Annotated in this window: 22 protein-coding genes; 5 read left to right on the plus strand and 17 right to left on the minus strand. The window is 68.5% G+C overall.

The features are described from left to right. Window positions 1–120 precede the first annotated feature (120 nt). Both AC1D2H_RS01480 and AC1D2H_RS01485 read left to right on the plus strand, forming a co-directional pair. Window positions 121–2,148, plus strand: a complete 2,028-nt coding sequence (locus AC1D2H_RS01480; protein WP_478009621.1) for an SLBB domain-containing protein — start codon at window positions 121–123, stop codon at window positions 2,146–2,148. 3 nt (window positions 2,149–2,151) lie between these two features. Further along, a complete protein-coding gene (locus AC1D2H_RS01485) occupies window positions 2,152–3,261 on the plus strand; it encodes a Wzz/FepE/Etk N-terminal domain-containing protein (RefSeq protein ID WP_477935200.1) in 1,110 nt (369 codons plus the stop codon). A gap of 62 nt (window positions 3,262–3,323) precedes the next feature. On the opposite strand, the gene wecB is transcribed toward AC1D2H_RS01485, so the two are convergent. The 10 genes from wecB to AC1D2H_RS01535 form a co-directional block, all read right to left on the minus strand. Further along, window positions 3,324–4,460: a non-hydrolyzing UDP-N-acetylglucosamine 2-epimerase gene (wecB, locus tag AC1D2H_RS01490; RefSeq protein WP_478009622.1), complete on the minus strand. Its 1,137-nt coding sequence runs from the start codon at window positions 4,458–4,460 to the stop codon at window positions 3,324–3,326. Then, a complete protein-coding gene (locus AC1D2H_RS01495; protein ID WP_478009623.1) occupies window positions 4,453–5,463 on the minus strand; it encodes an SDR family NAD(P)-dependent oxidoreductase in 1,011 nt (336 codons plus the stop codon). The genes wecB and AC1D2H_RS01495 overlap by 8 nt, the downstream gene beginning before the upstream one ends. Before the next feature lie 20 nt (window positions 5,464–5,483). Further along, the gene (locus AC1D2H_RS01500; protein WP_478009624.1) at window positions 5,484–6,356 is read right to left on the minus strand and encodes a dTDP-4-dehydrorhamnose reductase family protein; all 873 of its coding nucleotides are present in this window, start codon (window positions 6,354–6,356) and stop codon (window positions 5,484–5,486) included. Between the two features lie 17 nt (window positions 6,357–6,373). Then, window positions 6,374–7,591: a glycosyltransferase family 4 protein gene (locus tag AC1D2H_RS01505; protein WP_478009625.1), complete on the minus strand. Its 1,218-nt coding sequence runs from the start codon at window positions 7,589–7,591 to the stop codon at window positions 6,374–6,376. Next, on the minus strand, window positions 7,588–8,622 hold the full coding sequence (locus AC1D2H_RS01510) for a glycosyltransferase (protein WP_478009626.1): 1,035 nt from the start codon (window positions 8,620–8,622) through the stop codon (window positions 7,588–7,590). The genes AC1D2H_RS01505 and AC1D2H_RS01510 overlap by 4 nt, the downstream gene beginning before the upstream one ends. Next, window positions 8,619–9,455: a 2OG-Fe(II) oxygenase gene (locus AC1D2H_RS01515; RefSeq protein WP_478009627.1), complete on the minus strand. Its 837-nt coding sequence runs from the start codon at window positions 9,453–9,455 to the stop codon at window positions 8,619–8,621. Before AC1D2H_RS01515 ends, AC1D2H_RS01510 begins: the two co-directional genes overlap by 4 nt. 74 nt (window positions 9,456–9,529) lie before the next feature. Beyond that, window positions 9,530–10,819 (minus strand): hypothetical protein, encoded by a 1,290-nt coding sequence (locus tag AC1D2H_RS01520; RefSeq protein WP_478009628.1) that lies wholly within the window; start codon window positions 10,817–10,819, stop codon window positions 9,530–9,532. A gap of 65 nt (window positions 10,820–10,884) precedes the next feature. Continuing rightward, entirely contained in the window at window positions 10,885–12,288 is a 1,404-nt protein-coding gene (locus AC1D2H_RS01525; protein WP_478009629.1) for a hypothetical protein, read from the minus strand. Between the two features lies 1 nt (window position 12,289). Further along, complete coding sequence (locus AC1D2H_RS01530) at window positions 12,290–13,210, minus strand: glycosyltransferase family 2 protein (RefSeq protein ID WP_477935182.1); 921 nt, start codon at window positions 13,208–13,210, stop codon at window positions 12,290–12,292. Between the two features lie 49 nt (window positions 13,211–13,259). Further along, window positions 13,260–14,528 (minus strand): flippase, encoded by a 1,269-nt coding sequence (locus tag AC1D2H_RS01535; protein WP_477935180.1) that lies wholly within the window; start codon window positions 14,526–14,528, stop codon window positions 13,260–13,262. Between the two features lie 182 nt (window positions 14,529–14,710). Between AC1D2H_RS01535 and AC1D2H_RS01540 the strand changes: the two genes are divergently transcribed. Genes AC1D2H_RS01540 through AC1D2H_RS01550 form a run of 3 tightly spaced genes read left to right on the plus strand, consistent with a single transcriptional unit; the run spans window position 14,711 to window position 17,939 of the window. Further along, window positions 14,711–14,929, plus strand: coding sequence for a hypothetical protein (locus tag AC1D2H_RS01540; RefSeq protein ID WP_477935178.1), 219 nt, complete (start codon window positions 14,711–14,713; stop codon window positions 14,927–14,929). Further along, the gene (locus tag AC1D2H_RS01545) at window positions 14,926–16,905 is read left to right on the plus strand and encodes a sulfatase-like hydrolase/transferase (protein WP_478009630.1); all 1,980 of its coding nucleotides are present in this window, start codon (window positions 14,926–14,928) and stop codon (window positions 16,903–16,905) included. The genes AC1D2H_RS01540 and AC1D2H_RS01545 overlap by 4 nt, the downstream gene beginning before the upstream one ends. Further along, a complete protein-coding gene (locus AC1D2H_RS01550; protein WP_478009631.1) occupies window positions 16,902–17,939 on the plus strand; it encodes a sulfotransferase family protein in 1,038 nt (345 codons plus the stop codon). Before AC1D2H_RS01545 ends, AC1D2H_RS01550 begins: the two co-directional genes overlap by 4 nt. Before the next feature lie 2 nt (window positions 17,940–17,941). Here the strand turns inward: AC1D2H_RS01550 and AC1D2H_RS01555 are convergent, their stop codons facing one another. From AC1D2H_RS01555 to AC1D2H_RS01585, 7 genes are read right to left on the minus strand one after another with little or no spacing between them, the layout of a single operon-like run. Next, window positions 17,942–19,135, minus strand: coding sequence for a type II secretion system F family protein (locus AC1D2H_RS01555; protein WP_477935172.1), 1,194 nt, complete (start codon window positions 19,133–19,135; stop codon window positions 17,942–17,944). Then, window positions 19,135–20,829: a GspE/PulE family protein gene (locus AC1D2H_RS01560; protein ID WP_477935170.1), complete on the minus strand. Its 1,695-nt coding sequence runs from the start codon at window positions 20,827–20,829 to the stop codon at window positions 19,135–19,137. The genes AC1D2H_RS01555 and AC1D2H_RS01560 overlap by 1 nt, the downstream gene beginning before the upstream one ends. After that, window positions 20,826–22,940, minus strand: coding sequence for a secretin N-terminal domain-containing protein (locus AC1D2H_RS01565; protein WP_477935168.1), 2,115 nt, complete (start codon window positions 22,938–22,940; stop codon window positions 20,826–20,828). Before AC1D2H_RS01565 ends, AC1D2H_RS01560 begins: the two co-directional genes overlap by 4 nt. Beyond that, window positions 22,933–23,382 (minus strand): hypothetical protein, encoded by a 450-nt coding sequence (locus AC1D2H_RS01570; RefSeq protein ID WP_477935166.1) that lies wholly within the window; start codon window positions 23,380–23,382, stop codon window positions 22,933–22,935. Before AC1D2H_RS01570 ends, AC1D2H_RS01565 begins: the two co-directional genes overlap by 8 nt. Next, complete coding sequence (locus AC1D2H_RS01575) at window positions 23,379–23,981, minus strand: GspMb/PilO family protein (RefSeq protein ID WP_477935164.1); 603 nt, start codon at window positions 23,979–23,981, stop codon at window positions 23,379–23,381. The genes AC1D2H_RS01570 and AC1D2H_RS01575 overlap by 4 nt, the downstream gene beginning before the upstream one ends. Continuing rightward, complete coding sequence (locus AC1D2H_RS01580; protein ID WP_477935162.1) at window positions 23,981–25,309, minus strand: hypothetical protein; 1,329 nt, start codon at window positions 25,307–25,309, stop codon at window positions 23,981–23,983. Before AC1D2H_RS01580 ends, AC1D2H_RS01575 begins: the two co-directional genes overlap by 1 nt. After that, window positions 25,233–26,231 (minus strand): hypothetical protein, encoded by a 999-nt coding sequence (locus AC1D2H_RS01585; RefSeq protein WP_478009632.1) that lies wholly within the window; start codon window positions 26,229–26,231, stop codon window positions 25,233–25,235. Before AC1D2H_RS01585 ends, AC1D2H_RS01580 begins: the two co-directional genes overlap by 77 nt. Window position 26,232: the final 1 nt, after the last annotated feature.

Raw genomic sequence — 26,232 nt, forward strand, 5'->3', positions numbered from 1 at the left:
GACCTTTGCGCGCCGCAGCACGGCCCGTGGCGCTGGCTAGAATCCGCGCCGCCTTTGCCCTCTCCATGGGGCGAGTGCGCGAACCGTCAATCCATACGAGCCTCGTCAATGAATATCAGCGTGCCCAGGGACCGAACACCGTTTTTGACCGGGTTGCTCAAGGGAACGGCGGCGCTGGCCATGGCGGCCAGCCTGGGCCTGCACGGCGTGGCGATGGCGGCAGACGACAACAACGACGCCAATCCGGTCGGCCCCGTGCGCCTGCTGGTGCCGAACAAGCAGGGCGCGAACAGCAGCGCCGACCAGCAGAACGCGGCACCGCTGGCGCCCTCGCAGCGTGAGACCGTGCTCCAGCAGCAGCAACAGATGCTGCTGCAGCTGCAGATGCTGCTGCAACCCATCCCCGGCCAGCCCCTGACCCGCGAACAGCTGGCGGCCCGCGCCGCCCAGCAGACCGAGTTCGAGCGCTATGTGCAGCGCGCGGTGGGCGACGACGTCGAGATCAAGCGCTTCGGCTCCGAGCTGATGACGCCGGGCCTGCCCCAACCCTATGAACTGCAGCAGCCGCAGCAGCAGCTCCAGCAGCAGCGCTCGGGCCCGGCCTTGCTGGGCGAGACCTCGAGCCAGATCCCGTCGGACTATGTGATCAGCGTCGGCGACGAGGTGCTCGTCAACATCTGGGGCGCGGTCGAGGCCGATCTGCGCCTGACCGTCGACCGCGGCGGCCGCATCACCATCCCGCGCGTGGGCCCCGTGCTGGTGGCCGGCGTGCGCTATGCCGACCTCAACACCACGCTGGAGCAGCGCGTCGGCCAGGTGTTCCGCAACTACAAGCTCAGCGCCGCGCTGGGCAAGTTGCGAGGCATCCGCATCTATGTGACGGGTTTCACCCAGCGCCCCGGCGCCTACACCGTCAGCAGCCTGTCGACCATCGTCAACGCGATGATCCAGGCCGGCGGGCCCTCGGCCTCGGGGAGCTTCCGCAATCTGGAACTGCGCCGCGGCGGCAAGCTGGTCAGCAGCTTCGACCTCTATGACCTGCTGCTGCGCGGCGACCGCAGCGGCGACCGCCTGCTGCAGGCCGACGACGTCGTCCACATCGGCCCCATCGGCCAGCAGGCGGCGCTGATCGGCAGCGTCAACCGCCAGGCCATCTTCGAGCTCAAGCCCGGAGAGACCGTCAACGACCTGATGCTGATGGGCGGCGGCCTGAGCGCCGCAGCGGAGCGCGGGCGCCTGGCCATCGAGAGCATGGCCACGCGCAACGAAGGCCGCGTCGCCGAGGTCAAGCTGCCGCAGCAGGGCAACCTGGCGCTGCAGGGTGGCGACGTCGTGCGCGCCTTCAACGCCCTCGACACGGTGCTGCCCCAGTACAAGCAGAACAAGCGTGTCCGCGTCGATGGCGAAGTGCAGCGGCCGGGCGAATACATCCTGCCGCCCAGCAGCACGCTGGCCGACGTGATCAAGGCCGCGGGCGGCCTGACGCCGGCCGCCTTCATCTACGGCTCCGAGCTCAGCCGGGAAAGCGTGCGCATCGCGCAGCAGGCCCAGTACGACCGCGCGCTGCGCGACCTCGAAGGCGAATTCGCCCGCGTCATGGTCAAGCCGCGTGCAACGACGACGCCCGACGATCCCACCACGCAGAGCAACCGCGGCCAGGCCTCCGGCCGCCTGATCGACCGCCTGCGCGGCGTCAAGCTGACGGGCCGCATCGTGATGCAGATCTCCCCGACGGCGAACAACCTGCCCGAACTGGCCGTCGAGGACGGTGACCGCCTCACCGTCCCGGCTCGCCCCACTACAGTGGGCGTGTTCGGCAGCGTCTACAACACCGGCAGCTATGTCTACAGCCAGGGCGCCAGCGTCGACGACATGCTGCGCCTGGCCGGCGGCCCGACGCGCGGCGCCGACGCCGGCAGCGCCTTCGTCATCCGCGCCAACGGCAATGTGGTCAGCTCGCGACAGCAGAGCAGCGGCTGGTTCAGTTCGGGGACGGGCCTGTCGGCCGTCGGCGCGCAGCCGGGCGACACGATCTACGTGCCTGAAGACCTGACCAAGGTCACCTTCAGCCAGGAGGCGAAGGAGTGGACGCAGATCCTGTACCAGTTCGGCCTGGGTGCTGCGGCCCTGAACTCCCTGAAGAACTAAGCGATGAACAGTTCCAGCACCCCGCAGGCCACCCTCGCGGCGCCTGAAGAGTTCCCCATCGGTGCCATCGTTGGCGCGCTGTGGCGGCGCCGCCTGCTGATGGTGGGTGTGCCCCTGCTGGTCAGCGCGCTGGCCCTGGGTGGCAGCTACCTGGTGCCACCCACCTATGCGGCGCGCGTCAGCTTCCTGCCGCCCCAGCAGCAGCAAAGCGGCGCGGCCGGCGCCCTGGCCTCGCTGGGCGCGCTGGCGAGCCTCGCCGGGGCCGGTGGCGGCATCAAGAACAACGGCGATCAATACCTGGCCCTGGTGCAGAGCGTCACCGTCGCCGACCGCATGGTCGAGCGCTTCGACCTGGTCAACAAATACGAGCGCAAGTTCAAGGTCGACGCGCGCAAGGAACTGGGCGAGAACACGCGCGTCACGCTGGGCCGCAAGGATGGCCTGATCACGCTGGAGGTCGACGACCACGATCCCAAGGTCGCGGCCGACATGGCCACGGCCTATATCGAGGAGCTGCGCGCGCTGACGGCCAGGCTGGCCCTGACGGAAGCCCAGCAGCGCCGCATCTTCTTCGAGAAGCAGCTGGGCTTGGTGAAGGACAAGCTGACGGCGGCCCAGCAGGCCCTGGCGGCCACCGGCATCAGCATCGGCGCATTGAAGGCCGAGCCCAAGGCCACCGCCGAGGGTGTCGCCAAGCTCAAGGCCGAGCTGACGACCGCCGAGGTCAAGCTGCAGGTGCTGCGCCGGGCCATGTCCGACAGCGCGGCCGAGGTCATGGCGGTGTCGGCCCAGGTGTCGGCCCTGCGCGCCGAGATGGACAAGCTGGGGCAGAACGAGGCCCCGTCCACCCAGGGCAGCTACATCTCCGCCTACCGGGAGTTCAAGTACCAGGAAGCGCTGTTCGAGCAGATCTCGCGCCAGTTCGAGGTTGCCCGCATCGACGAGAGCCGCGACGGCGGCCAGCTGCAGGTGGTGGACAAGGCCGAGATCCCCGAGCGCAAGACCAAGCCCAAGCGCAGCACCTACATGCTGGTGGCCTTCATGCTGGCCTTCCTGGCCTGCGCCGGCCTGGTGCTGCGCCGCGAGTACAAGGAAAAGGGTCGCCTGGGCTGAGCAATCGTTCAGACAACAAAAAGGCCGCTCGGTTGAGCGGCCATTTTGTTGGCGTGTGCCTGTCAGGCCCCGGGCTTGCGCCAGACCTTGCGGTTCACGAAGCCGGTGTAGCTGACGATGATGCGCAGGATCTTGTCGGAGACATTGGCCGGCGCGTAGTCGTTGACGAGCCGCAGCAAGCGCTCGTCGCCACGCGGCTGGGTCTCCAGGATGCGCAGGCCGTCCAGCACGCGCTCGACGTCGAAGCCCACCATCATGACGGCGGCTTCCTCGAAGCCTTCGGGGCGCTCGTGCACCTCGCGCAGGTTCAGCGCCGGGAAGTTCAGGATGGAGGACTCTTCGGTGATGGTGCCGCTGTCCGACAGCACGGCCCGCGCGCCGCTCTGCAGCTTGATGTAGTCCAGGAAACCGAAGGGCTTCATGAACTGCACCCGGGGGTGCATGGCCTGCGTGGCCAGCAGCGTCTCCAGGCGCTTGCGGGTGCGCGGGTGGGTCGAGACGATGACGGGCTCGTCATAGCGCTCGGCCAGCGTGTTCAGCACCACCAGCAGGCGTTGCAGGCTTTCCGGCGCGTCGACGTTCTCCTCGCGGTGCGAGCTGACGACGAAGTACTTGCCGGGCACCAGGCCCTGTCGCTGCAGCACATCGGAGGCGTCGATACCGGGGCGGTAATGCTCGATGACTTCGCGCATCGGGCTGCCGGTGACGATGACCTGGTCGGGCGGAAAACCCTCGCGCAGCAGGTAGTCGCGGGCGATCTGGCTGTAGCTGAGGTTGATGTCCGAGGTGTGGTCGACGATGCGGCGGTTGATCTCTTCCGGCACGCGGAAGTCGAAGCAGCGGTTGCCGGCCTCCATGTGGAAGATCGGCACCTTGCGGCGCTTGGCGGCGATGGCCGCCAGGCATGAGTTGGTATCGCCGAGGATGAGCAGCGCGTCGGGCTGGGTCAGCTCCAGCACCTTGTCGACGTTCTGGATGACCTGGGCGATGGTCTCGGCGGCGGTGGCGCCGGCGGCTTCCAGGAAGTGGTCGGGCTTGCGGATGCCGAGGTCGCTGAAGAAGACCTCATTGAGCTCGTAGTCGTAGTTCTGGCCGGTGTGCACCAGCACATGCTCGCAGTGGCGGTCGAGCTGGGCGATGACGCGGGACAGCCGGATGATCTCCGGCCGCGTGCCCACGACGGTCATGACCTTAAGCATTCACGGCCTCCTTGATGAGGTCCAGCTGCAGCAGCACCTGCTTGACCTCTTCGACGCTCAGCCGCTGGGTGTTGTGCGAGGTGTAGTCGTCGATCTCGGAGATCGCCGTCTCACCCTCGACGAAGTACTTGGCGTAGTTCAGATCGCGCGAGTCGGCCGGGATGCGGTAGTAGCCGCCCAGGTCCTCGGAGCGGGCCATCTCCTCACGCGAGACCAGGGACTCGTAGAGCTTCTCGCCGTGGCGGGTGCCGATGATGTTGATGTCGTTGCTCTTCTTCAGCAACTGGCGCATCGCCTCGGCCAGGTCGCCGACGGTGGAAGCCGGTGCCTTCTGCACGAAGATGTCGCCGGGGTGGGCATGCTGGAATGCGTACAGCACCAGGTCGACCGACTCTTCCAGCGACATCAGGAAGCGCGTCATCGTCGGGTCGGTGATGGTCAGCGGCTTGCCGTCCTGCAGCTGCTGCAGGAACAGCGGGATGACCGAGCCACGCGAGGCCATCACGTTGCCGTAGCGCGTCGCCGACAGCACCGTCTTGGCCGGGTCGCACAGACGCGACTTGGCGACCATGACCTTCTCCATCATGGCCTTGGACATGCCCATCGCATTGATGGGGTAGACGGCCTTGTCGGTGGACAGCACGACGACGCGGCTGACGCCCTGGGCGATGGCCGCGCGCATGACGTTCTCGGCGCCGACGACATTGGTCTTCACCGCCTCCATCGGATAGAACTCGCAGGACGGCACCTGCTTGAGCGCAGCCGCATGGAAGACGTAGTCGACGCCGTTCAGCGCGTCATGCACGCTGTCGTAGTCGCGCACGTCGCCGATGTAGAACTTGACCTTGTCGCTCTTCAGGGCGATGCGCATGTCCTCCTGCTTCTTCTCGTCGCGGCTGAAGATGCGGATCTCGGCGAAGTCGGATTTCAGGAAGCGCTGCAGCACGGCGTTGCCGAAGCTGCCGGTGCCGCCGGTGATCAGCAGGACTTTGTCTTTGAACATGGGATCTCTCGAAAAAGGGCTCAGCCGAAGGCGCGCATCTCGCGCACCAGCTCGGGCCAGGAGGGCGGCGCATAGCCGGTGGCCGCACGGAAGCGGCTGGAATCCAGCGAGCGGTCGATGACCAGCTTGTCGTCGGGGGCGATGTCGTTGTCTCGGCCGTATTCGGCGGCGGCCAGCTTGAGCAGGCTGTACTTGTCGATGGGCTCGGCCGACACATGCCAGGTGCCGCGCAGCTCGGGGTGCGGCACGACGAAGTCCTTCATGATGCGGGCGAGCTCGACGGTCGGGAAGCCCGAGAACACCGCCTTGGTAAAGCCGCGCACCGGCCCGTTTTGCGCCAGGAACCAGCCGATCAGGCCGTGGGCGCTGGCCAGCTCGTGGCCGATGATGGAGGTGCGCAGCGTGACGGCGTTCTCGTAGTCGACCTCACCCATCAGCTTGCTGCGGCCGTAGAGGTCGTAGGCGTCAGATGGGTCGGTTTCCAGGTAGCCGCCCTTCTTGCCCGAGAACACGCAGTCGGTGCTGACGTGGATGAGGCGGGCGCCGGCCACTTGCGCCAGGCGCGCGAGGCGGTGCGGCAGCAGCGCATTGATCGGAATGGCCGTCAGCGGATCGTCGGCCTCGGCGAGCTGCTTGACGACGCCGATGCAGTTGATGACGAGGTCGGGGCGCACCTGGCCGAAGACCCGCGTCAGGCTGTCCAGGCTCTCGACATCGACGCCGGCCGCGAACTGCGCCGCGGGCGCCTTGGCCTGCAGCGTGGCGATGACGCTAGGGCTGCGCACCGACCCGAAGACCTCGTAGGCCGGATCGGCCGCAAACACACGCAGCACCGCGTTGCCCAGCATGCCGCTGGCGCCCAGCACCAGCAGGCGCCGCTTGTTCTGACTCATCGCAACTTCTTCTTTCATCAGCGGCGCGCCGCGACGGCGCGCTCGAAATGTCCCACCAGGGCCCGGGCCAGGCGGTCCGGCTCGTAATGCTCGGCGTAGTAGCGCCGGCCGGCCTCGCCCATCCCTTGCCGCTGCTCGGGCGACATGGCCTGCAAGGCCTGCGCCGCTTTGGCCAGCCCTTCAGCATCCTCCGCCGCACTGGCCAGGCCCGCACCGGCGGCCTGCACGACCCGGGCCCCTTCGCCGTCCATGGAGGCGAGGATGGGCCGGCCGGCGGCCAGATAGGCCTGTATTTTGCTCGGAACCGTCCGGCTCAAGGCCGGGCCGCCGGTCAGGCTGACCAGCAACGCGCCGGCCTGTTCGAAGACGGCCGGCATCTGCTCGGGCGGCAGGCGCCCGGCCAGCCTCACCTGCGTCAGTCCRCGACGGGCCACCTGCTCGGCCAACCAGGCGTCGCGCGCGCCGCTGCCGACCAGCACCCAGCGCACCCCGCTGTGCGCGCCCAGTTGCTCGGCGGCGTCGAGCACGCAGTCCAGCGACTGCACCGTGCCCAGGTTGCCGGCAAAGACGATATTGAATTCAGCCGGGTCGAGCTGCAGCGCCGTGGGCACGCGCGGCGCCGACGAGGCGCGGTCGCCGGGGTTCTCGTGCACCTGCACCGGCGTGCCACCCGCCATCGCCTCGACCGGCGCCACGAAGGCGGGCGACTGCACCAGCAGCAGATCACTGCGCCGGTAGATCCAGCGCACCACCGTGGCGACGGCCGCCAGCAGCCGCGGGCTCTTCACGAAGCCGGTGATCTGCAGGCTGTCCGGCCACAGGTCCTGCACCCAGACGACCAGGGCGGCGCCCTTGAGCCACTTCAGCACGATGGCTGCGATGGCCTGCAGGATGGGGCTGGTGCCGTAGACAAAGATGGCGTCGAAGCGCCGCCCGCGCAGGGCCCAGGGCCCCATCATGGAGGCGCAGAACAGGAAGGACAGGTAGTTCAGCACCAGGCGCTTGGCGCCGCCCACGCCGCGCGGCAGCAGCGGCACGCGCACGATGTCATAGCCCTCGTGGCGCTCGCGCTGGATGCCGCCGACGCGATAGCCCGGGAACAGCTGACCTTCCGGGTAGTTGGGCTTGCCGGTCAGCACCGTGACCTCGCAGCCCTGCTCGACGAGGGACTGGGCCACCTCGTTGATGCGAAAGGACTCGGGCCAGAAATGCTGGCTCAGCAGCAAGACCTTCATGCGTCGAACAGAGCCTGCAGGAAGTCCGCCGCGCGGGCCGGCTGCAAGGGCGCTTCGCCCTGGCCCAGAAAGCGCTTCACGGCGCGGGCGATGGACACGGCGGAGGCCGGATCGAAGGTCTGCACCGGTTCGCAGACGTCACGCACGAAGTCGAGCTCGCCCGCCAGGATGGGCAGGCCGGCCTGACGCGCCTCGATCAGCGGCAGTCCGAAGGATTCACCCTTGGACGGGAAGACCAGGGCCTTGGCGCTGCGATACAGCGCCAGCACTTCCTCGTGCGAGCGAGGGCCGAGGTTGCTGATCTTCAGGCCATGCTCTCCCGCCTGCGACTGTACCCAGGCTGCGAGGCCGGCGTCGCGGTCAGACAGAGTCAGCGCCAGCGTCGGGTGCAGGCCCTGCTCGGCCAGCAGCCGCCAGGCCTCGACGAGGCTGCGATGGTTCTTGTGGGCCTCGCCATCGGCGACGAAGATGAAGTCCCAGGCCTTGCCAGCGGCGGGCAGCGACTCCGGTGCCGGCGGCGCGAAAGGCAGCACGCGGATGTCAGCCTTTTCCGGCCCGTACCAGTCCTGCACGGCGCGCGCCATCGATGGCGTCTGCACCCAGTAGCGCGCCACGCGGTAGCGCAGCCAGCGGCTGATGGCCTGCTCGAAGCGCAGGCGCTGGCGCGTCTTCCAGCCGAAGGCTGCGAGCGGCACCTGGCCGAGGTAGTTGCGGTTCTGCTGGAACAGCCACACCGGCGCGGCATTGCGCATCAGCGGCGGCAGGCCGTGGAAGCACAGCAGCCGGTCCTTCGCGGTGCCGGCGGACGCGAGCGAAACCTCGGCACCCAGGCGCGACCCGGCCGATGCCTGCACCCATTGCACGGCAGCCCCTGCAGGCACCGCCAGCCGCTCGCGCGCACGCGCATCGAGCCAGGCGACCAGGGGCCGCTCCGTCGGCCAGGCTGCCAGCAAGGCCTGCAGCAGCACAAAGCCGCCACCCGTGTGGACATTGGGCGCGTACAGCAACAGGCGCCCCGCCTGCAGCGTCACGGCTTGGGGCCTTGGTAGACGTCCTTCTTGCCCAGGCCCTGCGGCACCAGCGCACGCACGCCCTGGCGCAGCCCGTTGTCGACGCGGGCCAGCAGGCGCAGCAGCGGCTGCTCGGGCCGGGCGCTGAACGATGTGACGTTGAAATAGTCCTCGCCAGTCGGTGAGCGGGGCGAGAAGTAGTAGTTGGAGACGCAGCAGCGCGTGCCCTCGGCGACGACGGGGCTGACCGAATGCCAGGAGGTCGGCGTCGTCTCCATGATGGCCAGGCGGTTGAAGCGGCTGACGATGGTGACGTTGTCGCGCACGCGCTGGTCCCAGAGCTCCAGGTTGCCGCCGTTTTCCAGCGCCCAGCCCGGTGTCACGTAGTACAGCAGGTTGAGGGTGCGGTAGTAGCGGCGCGACGCCTCGTGCGAATTGTCGATGTGGGGGCCCAGGTGGTGGCCCTTGACCATCGCGCTCAGGCCCCCGGCGTAGAGGCTGGCGTCCGGGATCTGCTCCTGGATGCCGGTGATGCGCCCGACGATCTCGATGACGCGCGGATCCTGGATCGCGAACGTGATGTCGGCCAGCACGGGGTCGAAGCGATCAAAGTCCTTGGACGTGTACTTGCACTCGCGAAAGCTGTCCATCAGCCGCATCTGCGAAGGAGCCGGGAAGGCCGCGGCGATGCGCTCCGCCACATCGGTCGGCAGCAGATCGTCCACCACGGCATGGCGCACCCCCACCTGCCGACCCGAGGCCTCGAAATCCGCGGTCAACTGGGCCAGGGATGACTCCAGCCGCGCGCAGATCAGGTCGGTCAGCTCGGCTTTGGACGGTAGGGATGAGGACATGGTCAGATGCGAGGCACCCCGATGCCATCGGCAAGGGCGCAATTCAATGAGGACACGGCGCCAGCCGCCTGCACTCATCCCCGCGGGGAGAGGTCACGGCTGGGCGCCGGCATTGTAGGCACTGGGGTTGGCCCGGCCGGCTGGCGGCTGGCCTCCCGCAGCCAGAAGTAGCCATAGGCCGCCAGCAGCACCGGCCCGGAGAAATAGCCCGTCCCACGCAGCAGCAGGCCGACCAGGCCGCAAAGCAGCAGGCTCAGCATCAGGCGTGTCTGTTCCGTTTGCAATCCGTCCTGCCCATGCAGCAAATGCCGAAAGCGCCACGCCCGCCAAGCGCACCACAGCCACAGCAGCGCGGCGAAGTAACCCATTTCGCTCAGGGCCTTGGAAGCGAGGAAGGAACCGTCGTTGTAGTTGCCATCCTCCAGGCCCAGCAAATCGAGCACCTCCACGCCGTCGGTGACCGGCCTGGGCTCGCAGCCCATGCGGTTGAAGCCCAGCCCCCAGCCACCGGAGTTGTGCAGGTTTTCGATCGCCAGTTCCCAGCCCATCACATAGACCACGCTGGAGACGTTGGCGTCCGTGCTCTGGTTGCCCAGGCTGGTGACCCGGTCCATGAAGTCAGACCAGAACGGCGACACATAGGCCACACCGGCAAACACGACCGACAGCACCATGACCTGAAGGATCTTGAACAGGCCCAGGCGCCGGCCATGCTGCGCCAGCCACATCACAGCCAGACCGACGGCCAGCAGCAGGAACAGGGTGGCCGAGGCTGCCAACCACAGGCTGAGCACCGCGCCCACCACGCCATGGCGCCGCCAACGCGGGTTCTCGTCGAGGATCAGATAGATCAGCAGCGGCGCAATGGTCAGCGCGAAATGGCTGGGTTCGGAGAAAAAGCCGCTCGGCCGGATCGTCTCGCGGGCACCGGTCGCCACAAGATAGATCTTCTCGACCACCACCGCCGCCACCAGCACGGTGACCAATCGCGCGATGCCGCGCTGGGAAGGCGTGCTGCGCGCCGCACTCGCCAGCAGACAGAGCGAGGCGATCACCAGGATGAGCAGCACTTGCGATGCGACCGACTTGAGCATCAGGTCGCGGCAGGTGTCCAGGCTCTCGGCAACCACGGTGTGGCACAGCAGCAGCGCCGCCACGCTGAAACCCAGCACCAGCCCCTGCCAGGTCGCACGCCCGTCGAAGATCGAAAGCCATCCGGCCAGCAACACGAACAGGGCGACCTGCGGGCCAACGCTGGTGGAAACGCCGGCCGTGAGCGCAGGCGCCAGCAAGCCGATCCAGACGATATGAAGCGGAGTGGGCCTCCAGCGGCCCTCTCTGGGGCTGCGCCGGTCGGCGATCATCTAGCTCTCCCGTACAACTGACTCCATTGTCACTCAGCCAATGCCGGCCGAGGACGCTGGCCGGGTCAAAGGCCTTCGGCCACCCGCAGTTCGGCTGGAGGTGCTGGCTCTTCGACCTGGACCACACCCATGCGCCGACGCATGAACCAGCCCAGCAGCAGAGCCAGTACTGTCATCTGCAACAGGAAGGGCGTGAGCAATCTTGGGAAGCTCAACTGTGTCAATGCGTTAGCGACCGCGACGCAGATCAACGCCACGGGCACCATCTGGTGGTGCAACAGGCGCCGGATCAGCATTTCGTAGGCCAGGCCCAGCACCATCATCAGCAGCGTCAGGCCAAAGATCAGCACCATCTGCCCGGTCAGGCTGATGACGCCGAAATAACCCGGCAGGGTCAAGAAGGTCAGGCCTTGCAGGAACTCGTACTTGCCGCCGGAAAGCTGCTGGTAGATGGAGTCGACGCCGATGGCCGGATCCTCGCCCATCAGCCGCCAGAAGAGTTCGGTCGAGCGACCCGGCTCGGCCACCGCCACCATCAAGGCCTCGGCGCCGACCCAGCGGTCCAGCGCCAGCAGGCTGCTTTCAACAAGAAAGAAGGACAACATCTCCCGGTCGACGCTGCCGATGCCCGAGAACACCTGCACGCGGTAGATCGACACCACCCCCAGCACGACGACCAGGAAGAGCGCGAACAACAGCACCGGCAGCTTGCTGAAGCGATAACGCCCCCAGCGCGACTGCAGGTAGTAGGCGCCCAGCAGGATGGGGACGGACTGCATGATGACGGCCGCGCGGCTGGCCATGGAGATGGAGGCGATGGACGTGACCATCAGCACCGAGACCGCTGCGCCTATCGTCAGCCGGCCGCGCTCGGCGACGTCGCGCGACACATAGGTGGCCAGCACCATGGCAAAACCGATCAGCGCCATGAAAGCGAGCGGGGCGTTCAAAGCGAAGGGCAGCGTGACCCGGGCGTTCACCCCAGTCACGAAGAAGGCGGCCAGGTTGTTGATCAGGTAGAACACCGCCGCCACACCGATCAGTCCACCCCATTCCTTGGCACTGACAGGGCCGGCCATGAATCGGATACGGCGCTCGTGCGGCGGGCGCCGGTCCCAGAAGGCCAGACTGAGCAGCCGCCCGAGCAGCAGCGCCACGCCGATGGCCAGCGCGAACTCGTAGTACTCCACCCACTCCGACGGGGCACCGGAAAAGTTGCCGGAAGGCTCGACATAGGGAATGTCGGTGATGTGGTGGGCCATGACCTTGAACCAGCAGCCCAGCACATAGAACACGGCCATGAAGCTGTAGAACCAGGACACGGTCGTGCACTTCATCAGCACCAGCAGGCCGATGCTGACCGCCGTGAGCGCCCACAGCAGCGGGCCATGGCCAACGGTCGCGTCGGCCACCCCGGCCAGCACGATCATGGCCGGCAGCAGCCCGAGCCAGAACAGCTTGCCCTTCACTTCAGGCGACTCGCGTCGACGCGCGCAGCTGGTACCAGCCGCGGCGCAGGAAACCGACCAGCAATTGCCGCCAGATACCCAGATCGAACAGCAGACCCGGGCGGCGCTTGAGCGCCTGGGCAAAGCAGCGCAGCGCCGCGCCGATCCGGCCGGACTGGCCATGGTTCTTGGCTGCAAGGCTGTAGGCGCGCGCAATCGACCGCTGGGCACCGGCCTGCCCCGGCCGCGCGGCCCAGTAGGCCTGCATGACCCGCACGATCTCCTCGGCGCGGGCTTCGGGCATCACGCGAAACGATGCCGAGCCCTCGTGGATGCGGTATTCGGCCAGCACTTCGGGCACGCGGACAAAACCGCCCTGCCCCGCGGCGCGCAGCCAGAACTCGTAGTCCGGCACCTGGCGCAGGTCAGGCCGCCAGCCACCGCTTGCCTCGAACACGCCGCGGCGGAAAAACGCCCCCGGGCCCGGCTGGCAGACCAGATCCACGCTGAGCCGCTCGGCATCGAACTCCTCGGTTCGGGACTCGCGCAGGCGACTGCCCTGCGCATCGATGAGCCAGAAGTCGCAATAGGCCACGACGGTCGCCGGCTTGGCCTGCAACACCTCGACCATGCGCCGCACGGCGCCCGGCACCAGGCAGTCGTCGGAGCTCAGATAGGCCAGGATCTCGCCCCTGGCCATGCCCCAGCCGCGGTTCAGCGTGGCGGCCTGGCCGCTGTTGGCCTGGGTCAGCACGGTGAGGCGGCCCGGGTGAGAGGCCTCGTAGCGCCGCGCCAGGGCCAGCGATTCATCGCTGGAGCCGTCGTCGATGACGATGTATTCCAGCGCCGCATAGTCCTGGGCCAGCACGCTTTCGATGGTCGCCGCCAGGTATTCGGCCTGGTTGTAGACGGGAGTGACGAGGGTGACGAGGGGCTGGGACATGGGTCGGCTGGAGAGGCGCGGCGATTGTAGGCAGCCGGTGCGACGCGCCTTACTGGCTGCGTCGCTCCAGGCGGCACAGCCAGAACAGGGCCGCGGCGTCACCCACCATGCGCAGCAGCCAGGCCGTGGCCGCGCCCATCAGGCCCCATTGGGCGCTCAGCATCCACAGCGCCAGCAGGAATAGCGGCAGCTCGGCGCAATGCAGCAGGGCCGGCGCTCGGAAGCGTCCGGCGCCGTGCAGCCAGGTCAGCGGTACGTGGGCCAGGCAGTTGATGAGGATGCCCACGGAGAACACGCGCAGGATGGGCGCACTGTGCGCCGCCAGCTCCGGCCCTATCCATAGCGTCAGGATGGGGCTGGCGAACAGGCCCAGCACCGCGCAGATCGGCAGCAGCACGGCAAACAGGATGCGTACGGCCTTGTCGTAGAGGGCCCAGGCGTCGGCGTCCTTGCGGGCGGCCTGGGCCGCGAAGGCGGGGAACAGCACGGCCGTCAGCGCGCCCGGGATGATCCAGAGCTTGGTGACGATCTCCTGGGGTGTCGCGTAATAGGCGACGGCCGCGGCAGACACGGTGGCACCGATCATGAAGCGGTCCACGTAGCCCATGAAGGGGCTGACGATGTTGCTCAGCGTCAGCCAGCCACCCGACACCAGCAGCGGGCGCAGCCACGCTGCCTGCCAGTGCAGCCGGCCGCGCAACTGCGGCAGGGCCCGCCAGGCCAGCCAGCCATGCACGGCAAAGCCGACGACGCGGCCCAACGCCAGCGCGACGGTGATGAGGAGCAGGTTGGGACCGACCCAGTGCAGCACGATCCAGGGCCCGGCGAAGGTCCACAGCCCCATGGGCAGGCGCACATAGTTCAGCACCTCGAAGGCATGGCAGGCCTCGAGCATGCCGCGCAGGCCGGCGGTCACGACGATGAAGGGCACGGCCAGGCCCATGGCCCAGCAGGCGGCGATGGCCTCGCCGCGATTCGGCAAGGCCTTGATGAGGTCCACGCCCCAGGGGGCCAGCAGGATCATCAGCGCGCCAGCGACGGCACCCAGGGCCGCCATCAGCAGCAGCGCCGAGGCGCTGAGCGGGCCGATGCGCTCGTCTTGCTTGCGGTCGATCAGGATGGCCAGTTGCTGCGTCAGCGCCCGCCCCAGGCCCAGGTCGAAGAGCCCGAAGTAGCTGGTCACGGCCCAGACCAGGGTCAGCAGGCCGAAACGCTCGACGCCCAGGCCATGCATCAGCGCCGGGATGGAGAACAGCGCCAGCAGCAGCGGTGCGCCAAGGCCGAACAGGTTGAGGAGCGTGTGCTTGGCGAGCTTCAAGAAGGAGGGGCCGGCGAAGGGGGAGAAGGGGCGCGGATTGTAAGGAGCCCCCCCGCCCGCGAGCCCGGCCGCCGGCTTCACAAATCGATACCTTGGTCAGCCCGATAAAATGGAGGTTTTGGCCGTCCGCGAGTGTCGGGTGGCTTAGCGCCCGGCTGATCCGGGCCGTTCAAGATCCCGACATGAAGCCGTCCCCTCTTCTGCTGTGCGTGGCGCTGTACTTGGCACTGGTGAGCCTGCCGGCGCAGGCCTACATCGACCCCAATGCCGGCGGCATGCTGTTCCAGCTGCTGGCCCCGGTGTTCGCGGGCCTTGTGGGTGTCTGGCTGTTCCTGCGCCAATGGATCAGCGCGCTGGCGCGCCGCCTGTGGCGCCGACTGACCGGACGCGGCGCTGAATGAAGCTCGGCGCGAGCGCCGAACGCTCCCATCCTGAGTTGCCGCCGGCGCAGTTTCGCGCCTGTTTCGGCGTTGCCTTCGCGGCGCTGGGCCTGCTGTGGATGCCCTGGGTGCTGCTGCGCCAGGTCGACGCCTTCCTGGCCTTCCAGACCACGGCCGAGCTCGCGCGCGACGTCGCGCTGGCGCTGCTGCTGCTGACGCTGCCGGCCCTGTTGCTGGCCGGCCTCTCCGTCGCCTTGGCGGGACTGCTGCGGCGCCTGGGCGCCTCCGCCGCCAGTGCCCATGTCGTGGGCTGGGCCGCGACGCTGCTGCCGGTTTGCTGGATCTGCCTGTGGCAGTTCGGCTCGGCCAGCTGGGCCTGGTTGAAACTGGTGACGGAAGGCGACTTCGCGCTGTCCGCCAATGCGCGGCTGGTCGCCGTGGCGCTGCTGCTGGTGGCCTCGGGGCTGATGCTGCGCGGCCGGCGCCTGTCCTATGTGCTCGCTCGCCTCGTGCCGCCGCTGCGCAGCCTGCAGGCGCCGGCACTGCTGCTGCTGTTCGTGTCGGTGGTCTGGCTGCTGCTGCACCCGCCGCGCATGACGGGCCTGACGCCCCCCCCCGACTCGGCGCCGGTGCGCGCCCAGTTGCCCGATGTCTACCTGATCACCATCGACACGCTGGCCGCGGAGGACGCGGCCGTCTGCGCAGACGCGCCTGGCGGCCCGACGACGATGCCGCGGCTGCGCGAGTTCGCCGGCCGCGCGAGCTGCTTCGACCGCCACTACGCCTCGGGCAACTTCACGACGCCCAGCACGGCCACCATGGAAACCGGCGCCCTGCCCTGGTCGCACTGGGGCGTACAGATCGTCGCCAAGATGGCGCCGGCCATGCGCGGCCAGACGCTGGCCAGCCAGCTGCGCGCCCAGGGCTATGAAGCCCACTCCATCAGTGCCAACCTGATGGCCAGCCCGCGCCACCATGGCAGCTACGACGAGTACACGACGCAGGCCATCGCGCCCTCGCCGTCGCTGGGCCTGAAGCCGCGCGTCGCGCTGAGCGCCTTCCCCGACACGACGCTGCCCTTCTGGCTGTCCGGCCTGATCCCGCTGCTGGACACGCTGGACGTGCGCCTCTTCCCCGAGCGCAGCCCGTTCGCGCCCGAGCAGACCTACGACGCCGCCCGGCCGCTGCTCGCGCGCGCCCAGCAGAACCAGCGCCCGCAATTCATGTGGCTGCACACGCTGCCGCCGCACGACCCCTATCTGCCGCCGCCCAGCACCAAGCACAAGCTGCTGCCCGAGGGCGAGCTGGACCACTGGTCGCAGATGCTGGGCATGACGCGCTACAACCCGCCGCAGCAGGCGCTGATCGACAAGCACCGGCTCCGCTACCGCGAGGCCATCATGGGTGCCGACGAGGCGCTGGGTCGCTTCTTCGACGAACTCGAGCGCCAGGGCAAGCTGGACAGCGCCCTGGTCGTCGTCACCTCTGACCACGGCGAGTCCTTCGAGCGCGGCTATATCGGCCATGCCGGCCAATGGCTGCACGAGGCGGTCATCCGCGTGCCCCTGGTCATCAAGCTGCCGGGCCAGCGCACGGCGCGCGTGGTGCACACGCCGGTCGGCCTGGACGACGTGGCGCCGACCATCGCCGACGTGCTGGGTCTGGCGCCCCTGCCGCAGGCCGACGGCCGCAGCCTCAAGCCCGCCTTGCTGGGCGAAGCCCTGCCAGCGCAGCCCGTGTATGCGATGGCCATGGAGCGCCAGAGCCGCTTCCAGCCGATCCAGCACGGGCACTACGCTGTCATCGACGGCTCGCACAAGCTGGTGCTGGACCTCGGCGAGAACCAGGCCGAGCTGTTCGACCTGGCTGCCGACCCGCACGAACTCCACGACCTGAGCAAGACCGACGCCGACACGGCCAGGCGCCTGCGCACGCTGCTGGACCAGCAGCTCGCTGCTGTCGAGAAGCGCCGCGCCGCGCAGTTCGACCCGCGATGAGTACCAGCCCGCTGCACAGCTTCGATGCCGAGCTGCTGAAGTGGCTGCGGGCAGGCGCGGGCTGGTCGTCGCTGGCCTTGGGCACGCGCGCCCAGCTGCGCTGGCGCTCTGCCTGGGCGACGCTGAACCGCAAGCTGAGCGAAGCCCGCGTCGCGGATGCGCAGCCCCTCGCACCGCCCCTCTTCATCGTCGGCCCCTGGCGCAGCGGCACGACGGTCATGCACGAACTGTTGACGGCCGCGACGGGCTGGCCCACGCCGCTGACCTGGCAGTGCATGAACGCCACCGCCTTCCAGTTGCTGCCGGCGCCTCCCGCCCGCAGCGGCGTGGCACGGCCGATGGATGGGCTGGAGATCAGCGCGCTGTCGCCGCAGGAGGACGAGTTCGCGCTGCTGACGCTGGGCGTCGATTCGGCCTACCGCGGCTTCCTGATGCCGGAGCGCCTGCCGACGCTGCTGCACACGCTGGACCCCGGCTACTGGAACGCCCATGAGGCCGAATGGCTGCCGCGCTTCGAGCGCTTCATGGCTGGCGTGCTCGCGTCCGGCGGCCAACCCGGCCGACGACTGATCCTCAAGTCGCCCAACCACAGCTTTCGCCTGCCGGCGCTGCTGAAACGCTTCCCCGAGGCCCAGGTCGTCTGGATGGTGCGCGATGCGGCGACCGTCTTCCACTCCAATCGCAAGATGTGGCAGGCGATGTTTGCCGAGCACCGCTTGACGCCGGGCGCCCCTGACGGGCTGGATGCCTTTCTGGGCACGGCGCTGCAGGGCTGCGCCCAGGTGCTGCAGCAACTGCAGGCCGAGCTGCCGCCGGGGCGCTGGATCAGCGTCGAGCAGACCGCACTGGCAGCCGACCCTCGGGCCACGGTGGCCCGGGTGATGCAACAGCTGGGCCTGCAGGCGGGCCCCGAGGCGGCGCTGGCGGCGGCACTGGGTCGAGTCCGCCAGGGGCGTATCGAGCACTACGAACAACCCGTTCCACCTCCCGCAGCACCAGGCGTCGCGGCGCTGGATGCCGCGCAACGCGGCTGATCTCAGACGAGCGTATCGAAGCTCGTGATGGCCATCATGACGGCCACCATGACGACGCCGATGACGGCGCCAATGAGGATGATGGCGATGGGTTCGATCAGGCCCAGCATGCGGCGCTGAAGCACGGCGGCCGCGTCACGCTGGCTGTGGCCCAGGGCCAGCAGCATCTTGGGCAGTTCGCCCGACCGCTCACCGACGCGGATGAGGTTGAGCCGTGTGCGCGGGAACCAGGCCTGGGTCTCCAGGCCGGCGCTGAGCGACTGGCCCTGCTGCAGGCCCTTGGTGGCACGCTCCAGGCCCGAGCGCAGCATGCCGAGGCGGATGACGCCCTGGGCCAGTTCCATGGCCGTCAGGACCGGCACGCGGTTGGACAGCAGGCTGCCCAGCACCGTGGCCCAGCGGCCGATCTCGGCCTGCACCAGCCAGGGGCCGACGACCGGCAGGCGCGCCAGGCTCTGCAGCAGGGCCTGACGCGTCGACTCGCGCGACAGGCTGGTCACGATGATGCCGACCAGCGCCGCAATGATGAGGGCCGACTCGAAGAGATGGCCGCGGACGTAGACGCCCGATTCGATGACCCAGCGCGACAGCTCGGGCACCTGGCGGCTGCCCTTGATCAGGTTGGCAAAGCGCGGCACGACGCCGACGAAGATGAAGAACACGGCCAGCGAGCCGGCACCGACGAGCACGCTCGGATAGATGAGGGCGCTGCGCAGGTCCTCGTTGGCCTTGCGGGCAAGCTCCATCTGCTCGGCTGATTCCTGCAGCGCGCGGGCGATGTCGCCGCTGGCCTCGCCGGCCTGGGCCAGCGCAATCACATAGACCGGCATGCGCAGCGACGTGATGCGCAAGGCGTCCGACAGCCGGCCACCACCGCGCACCAGGGTCTCCATCTGCGCGAGCGGCACCCCCAGTGGTTGGCCTTCGTAGGCCTCGGAAAGGCTGGGCAATGCATCGCCGAGCGTCACGCCAGCGGTGAGCAGCGTGGCCAGCTCGCGCAGCAGCACGACCTGATCGGCCAGCTTGATGCTGCCGCGTGCCTTGGACCGCACCGGTACGGCCGTGCGCGCCTGCAGGCTGACGGGCGTCATGCCCTGGGCCGTCAGGCGCGCCATGGCGTCGGCCTGGTCGGTCGCTTCGAGCTGGCCACTGTGGGGCTGGCCCGCGACGTCGCGTGCGGTGTAGTCGAAGCGCATCAGGCGTCAGCCGTGCCGGTGGCGCGCAGCACTTCATCCAGCGTCGTCACGCCCTGCACGACCTTGAGCGCGCCTTCCTGGGCGAGCGAGCGGTAGCCGGTCTGGCGCGCCATGGCGACCAGCTCGGGCAGGCCCACTTCGCGGGCGATCGCGTGCTGCATCTCGGCGCCCACATCCAGCATCTCGTAGATGCCGACGCGGCCCTTGAAGCCGGTGTTCTGGCAGGCCGGGCAGCCGACATGGCGGCGCCAGCGCGGCAGCTCCGCGGCGCCGTCCTCGGCGCGTGCATCGGCGATTGCCCGTGTCAGGTCGGCATCACCCAGCGCCGGGGTTTCGTCGGTGGGAACGGCGCAGACCTCGCAGAGGCGTCGCACCAGGCGCTGGGCCATGACGGCGCGCAGCGAGGCGCCGACAAGGAAGGGCTCGACGCCCATGTCCACCAGCCGCGTCACGGCCGAGGGCGCGTCGTTGGTGTGCAGCGTCGCCAGCACCAGGTGGCCGGTCAGCGCGGACTGGATGGCGATCTCGGCCGTCTCGCGGTCGCGGATTTCGCCGACCATGATGATGTCCGGGTCGTGGCGCAGGAAGGCGCGCAGGGCCCGCGCAAAGGTGTAGCCGATCTCGGGCTGGGCCTGCACCTGGATGACCTGCGGCAGGCGGAACTCGACCGGGTCCTCGACGGTGAGGATCTTGCGCGTCTGGTCGTTGGTGGCGGCCAGCGCGGAATACAGCGTCGTGCTCTTGCCGGCACCGGTCGGGCCCGTCACCAGCACCAGGCCGTTGGCCAGGCCCAGCCAGCGCTTGAACTGGCGCAACTGCGAGGGCCGCAGACCCAGCCGCTCCAGCGTCAGGTCGGCGCGCTTCTTGGGCAGCAGGCGCATGACGATGGACTCGCCATAGACGGCCGGGATGGACGAGACCCGCACGTCCATCTCGGCGCCGGCGGCGCGCGTGGAGATGCGGCCGTCCTGCGGCAGGCGGCGCTCGGCGATGTCGACGCCGGCGATCAGCTTGATGCGCGAGGCGACGGCCGGATAGCGGTCCATGCCCAGGGCCAGTCGCGTGTGCAGCTGGCCGTCGATGCGCAGCCTGACCTCGAACTCGCGCTCGCCGGGCTCCAGGTGGATGTCCGAAGCGCGCGACTCGACGGCCTGGGCGATGAGGTTGTTGACCCAGGCGATGACGGGCGCGTCCTCGGCCATCTCGCGCAGGGTCCGCTCGTCCAGCATCTGCATGGCGAGGTCGCCCTGCTGCAGGCGCTGGACCCAGCGCTGGGCGTCGTCAGGGGCGATCAGCCACCAGCGCGCCGCTTTGAGCGCCGGCTGCTGTTGCGCAAACTCGCGCACCTCGGCCTCCAGAGGATCGGCACAGGCAAGCTGCCAGCCCGCCTCGTCGAGCCAGGGCAGCACGCCCAGCCTGAGCAGTTGCGCCGAGCTGCTCTGCAGCTCCTGCAGCCCCAGGCGCAGGGCCGCCTCGTCGAGTTCGTCAAAGCTCAGCCAGCCCATGCCGAGCTGCTCGGACAGCGCGGCGTACAGCCGCTCGGCGGTGATTGCGCCCATGCGCAGCAGCACCGCGCCGATGCGACCGCCCTGCTCCGCCTGGAAGCGCAGCGCCGCGTTGAGGTCGTCGGGGCGGATCTGCTCCCGGGCGAGCAGCAGCTCGCCGATCAGGCGCGGAGCGACGGATTCGGTCATGGCTTCGGCGCGGAGCTTCCGGCTTCAGGCGCCGGCACACGGGCCCAGTCGCCCAGGCTCTTGCGGAAGCTCTCGGTGATCGCCTCGGCCTCGGTGGAGTCGTTGGCGATGTAGGGCGTGATCAGGATGATCATCTCGCGACGTGTCTTCTTGACCGTCTGGTTGCGAAACAGGCTGCCCAGGATGGGGATGTCCTTGAGGAAGGGCACGCCGCCGTTGCCATCGGAGGAGGTGCCGTCGATCAGGCCCGCCAGCAGCATGGTCGCGCCGTTGCGCAGCGTGAGCTTGGTCTCGACGCGGCGGGTGGAAATGGTCGGCGTCGTGGTGATCCCCGAGGTCGTCTGCACGGGTTGACTGACTTCCTGGGAAAGATCGATGTCGATCTGGTCGCCCGAGTGGATGACGGGCCTGATCTTCAGGATGACGCCCGTCGAGCGGTACTGGTAGGTCGCCAGCAGATTGCCGGCGGAGCCGCCCGTGGTGCTGGGCGTGGCGATCTGCTGGCTCAGCACCGGCACCTCGTCACCGACCTGGATCAACGCCGTCTCGCCGTTGCGGGCCATCAGGCGCGGGCTGGAGAGGATGGTGGCGCGAGAGTTGCTGGCCAATGCATCGATGGCCACGCGCTGGCCGCCCAGCGAATTGAGGACAGAAATGTTGAAGCCGCCGACGGCGCCCGAACCGCTGCCAGCATTGGCCGTGAAGCCCGCCTTGCCTTCCAGATGACTGGTGAGCCACTGCACGCCCAGCTGCGCACCATCCTCGAGCTTCAGCTCGGCGACCGTCACTTCGATCAGTGCGGACTTGGTCGGCTTGTCCAGAGTCTGCAGCAGGGCCGAGACCTGCCCGAACTCTTCAGGGTTGACCTGGAAGATCAGCGTGTTGCTGGCCTTGTCGACCACGACGTTGGACAAGCGGCTGGCCGTCGTCGTCGTGGTGGCGGTGCTGCCAGTGGGGGATGTGCCGCCAGCTGCCTGGGTGGTGCTGGCGACCGACCCACCGCCGCCCAGCACACGCTCCAGAGTCACTGCGAGCTGCTCGGCGTCCTTGTGCTTGACGGGGTAGGTGAACAGGTTCTTGCCGACACCGCGCTCGTTGGGTCGGTCCAGGGTCTTGGCCCATTCGGCAATATGGGCGGCCACCTTGTCACCGGCGGCAAAGACGAAGACCTGGTTCAGGCTCGAGATCGGCAGCAGGATGATCGGACTGCGCAAGCCCCCCTGGGTGATCGCGGAGCCTACCGGGTGGACCGCATAGCCCTCCGCCGACAGCACCTCGCCAAGACGACGGGCCAGTTCCTCTGCGGACCAGAAGGCGGGCGTCAGCGTCAGGCTGGTGCGTCCCTTGAGCGCGGGTTGGTCAAGCACCGCGAGGGCTTCGATGGCCGCCTTGACGTTGTCGGGGTTGCCGCTGATCAGCACCGCATTGCGGGTCGAGTCTTCCTGCACCCTGATGCGGTCACCAAACAGCGTGCGCAGCCAGCCCGTCACGTCGACCTGGCGGACCGACTCCAACGGAATCAGCTGAAAGACCGGACGCAGCGACGGCGGGACTTCCGGAAGTGCGGCGCCATAACGGATGCCCGGCAGGTCGCCGCCCTGGTTGGCGTTGTCGGGCACCACGCGCACGAGTCCGCCCACCTCGATCACCGAGAGGCCGTAGCTCTTGAGTAGCAGGCGCACCGCGGTCTCGACCTGAGCCGCCGTCTGGCCGCCACCGGCCTTGAACGTGACGAGATCAGGCCGGGCAATCACGGCCGGGTCGACGCTGACGTTCTTCTTCAGCACATCGGCGTACACGACCTGGATGAAGGTGGGCAGGGCCACCTGCTGCAGGTTGACCGCAGCAACGACCTCGTCCCGGGGCTGGGCCACCGGGGCCGTGACTGCCAGGCTGGGCGTGTCGACCTCGGGCGCCTTGGGGCCGGGGACAACGCGCGTTGCATCACGGCCGCCAGTCTCCCCTTGCGTAGCGGAATTGGGGGCCAGGCTGGCCACTGGCAGCGGCTTGGGCAATACGGGCACGATGGGTGCACAGCCGCTCAGGGCGACCATGGCACCGGCCGCGAGGGCGATCGGTCGCAGCGTCAGGAACATTTTGTTTTCACTCACGGTAATCAGCTCCCAACGGAACCTGCTTGTTGCCGACGCGGATCAGCACCTCGCCGTCGCGGATCAGGGTGATGCGCTCACCGCTGGGAACCTTGTCACCCACGGCCAGTCGCAGCGGCGCCTTGCCGGCAGTGACAAAGCTGATGAGCACCTTGCGCTCCTGCCCACGCCCGAACACGCCGGCGACACGCCAACGCTTGTCTTCGGCCTTGGCTGCTGCGTCGGCCGCAGCGGCCGCCAAAACAGCCGCTTCGGGTTCGAAGATGGGCGAGGCAGCCAAGGCCATCGCGCGGCTTGCCTGGTCGGGGCGCTGCGGCAGGTCGGGCAGCCTCCAACTTTCCTTGCGAGCCTGGATGAGCGAAGGATCGGCCTCGGGCGCCGGCGCGATCAGCCAACCCAGGCCGAGTGCCACCGCCAACAAGACCCAGGGCATGGCCTTCATGGCTTACCCCCCGGCCTGGCAAGGATGCGCAGGTCCATGTCAGCGACCGCCGGCTGACTCTGGCTGCGGATGGACAGGCGCTCGACGACGATGCGCCGCTCCTGGTTGGCCATTTCGGCCAGCAGCACGAACAGCGGCGTGCGCTGCAGCTCGACGCTGACGCGAGCATGCAGCTCGACATAGCCCGCCGGCACATTCCCCGCGGGCTTGGCAGAAGGTTCGGCGCGTACGAGAGTGATCTCGCGCACCTTCAGGCCCAGGCGCTGCGTCACGTTGCGCAACCAGTCCTGCAGGCCGGCTTCGGACAGCGCGATGTCCGGCTCCATCCAGACGGCCGTGTCGTAGGCGACCTTGAGGGCCGTGGCCTCGCGACGGCGCTCGGGCCAGTCCTTTTCCTTGGCCAGCGCCTGCAGGCGGGCCAGCTCAACCACCGAGCCACGGTTGCGCTCGAGCAGCGCATCGACCTCATCAAAGCCGGCAAGCAGCAGGTAGACGCTCAGCAGCGCGACGCCCAGCCAGGCACCCAGGCGGACCAGGCGGGATTCCTGCCACTGCTCGCGCAATTGCGCCCATGGCGTCAGCACAGCGTCACGACTCATCAGCGGTTCGGTATGGCATTGAAAACATCCGGGGGCGGCAGACCGTTCGCATCCGGCTTGGCGATGATGGGCTTGGCTGGCCCCTGCGGGACGGGCTGCGGGCGCGCCGGCGCGGGCGAGACCTGCGCCGGGGCGGGCATGGGCGCCTGCGCGATCGGCGCTGGCGCAGCCGTTGCTGGCGCGGGTTGCGGTGCGGCAACTGCGGCAGTCACCGTGGCTTCAGCGCTGCCAGCCGCCGGCGGACGCAAGCCGACGATGCGCATCTCCATCGTCAACAGGCCGCGCGCGTTATCGGCGCGCACTTCGTTCACGTCGACAAACCAGCCGCCGGATTGAAGGTCCTTCACGATGCCGGCGCGCGTCGCGCTGGGCGTGAGCTGCAGGCCGAGGCGCAGCTTGTTGCCTTCAAGGTCAAGGTCCTTGACCTGCACGCCGGACCTGCCCAGCGTGTCATTCAGATAGCCGATCACATCCACGGGCAGTGGCAGCGCAAACCAGGCGGCAAGCTTCTCGACTTCGTCGACGGCGGCGATGGTGGCGTCACGCGCCGTGAGCACTGGCGCCGTTGCAGTCCTGATATCGGCAATCTGCCGGGCCAGCGCCTGGCCTTGCTGGCGCGCGTCCCAGAGCTGATGCGCCAGCACGCCGCCCGCCAGCGTGAGCGCCAAGGCGCCGACGAACACCAGACGCTGTTCCACGCCCTCGGCCCCTTCCGCGGCGGCATGCAAGGGGTAGTGCTTGATCCACGCGCTGTCCAGCGCGAGTTGCTGCGGTTGCGGCAGTGCACCGCCGGCGTCTGGCCCCGCGCCGCTGGCGTGGACGAACTCCTGCCAGTCTTGTGCCGTGAGCGGCTCGGCCCACCAGCGGCTGGCGCGCAGGAATCCGTCTCGCCAGCATTGCGCCTCGAAGCCTTCGGCGCCCCGCAGCAGGCGCAGCCCATCCGGGCCAACAGGTTGCATCAGGGTTTCGGGAATGAACTGGCAGCGCTCGGGCTGCATGCCGTCACCCAGCAGTTGCTGGTGGGCAGACGTGGCATCCCAGGCGACGGCCAGGCCGTCTTCGCCGAGCAGCACGAGTCGAGCCGCGGTGTTCTCGAACGGTCGCCAAGCTTCGACCTGCAGCCGCAACGCGGCCAGCCTCTCGGCCGACTGAAGACCTGTCAGGCGAAACCAGCGCAGGCGGCAGCGGCTTCGGGAAACGATGACGGTGGTGCGGGCCCACCAACTTGCACGCGGCGCCGCGTCCAAGCCCTCAAGGCGCAGGACTGCTTGCGGCCTGGGGCCGAGTACCGAGCGCAAGGGGGAAAGGGAGAGCTGGGGGAGCTTCATCAGTGAATGTAAGCCGCGAGATGCTGTGCTGTTCTGTGATCACCCACGGGCCAAGCTCCCCTGCAGGTATCAACCGGACATTGTACTCAAGGGCCCTTGGCAGCCCGGGCGCCCAGATGGTGATGCGACTCTCGTAGCCCGGCGAGAAAACGAAGTCGTCGCTGTCAAAAGGCAGGCCCGTCAGGGCCTGGGCGGCGCGCCCGTCCCGCAACTGGTCGGAGTGGCTCAGCGTCTGCACCAGTTCGAGCTGGGCAGGGTTGGCGGTGGGCAGCACGGCCTTCAACACGGCCAGTGGTGCGGTTGAGGGATTGATCGAGTGGCCGATATCGCCGCTGAACACCCGCATCCATCGCGCCAACTGGGCTGGATCATCGCGCCATAGCGGCATGGCTTCCAACTCGCGTGGGGTGACCAACCAGTCGTTGCGTGGCCCAGGCAAGTCGAGCGCCTTGTATTCCGGCCGCTCCGCGCCGTTGAGCCGCTTGAGGTTGTCAGTGTCGATGTAGTCGTCCAGCACATCGATCATGGCCTGCGCACGCGGCAGCGGCACGCCGTCCTGGACCAACAGGTTGCTCAGCAGCGGGCGGCTCACGCCGTTGATCGCAAGCAGCCCGCGGAAATCCTGCACGGTGACGAAAGCGCCTTCAGTCGTGGTGTAGCGCCGCCCGTCGTGTCGCAGTTGGTTGTCCAGCACGCCGCGACCTGCCGGCATCAGCTGGCGCGTGGCATTCCAGTACAGCGTGGCCGACAACGCGCTCGCCGTTGCCGCGCGGGCCTGTGCGTATTGGCTGAAGTCCAGCGCATTGCGACGCAGTTCGTCGTTGCGCAGGGCGAAGCGCTGCGCCACAAATGCCATCACCGCGAGAGCTGCCAGGACCATCAACAACACGTAGCCCCGCTGGCCCCTCGCACCGGACTGCATG

This window comes from Roseateles sp. P1_C1_2, from assembly GCF_056406535.1.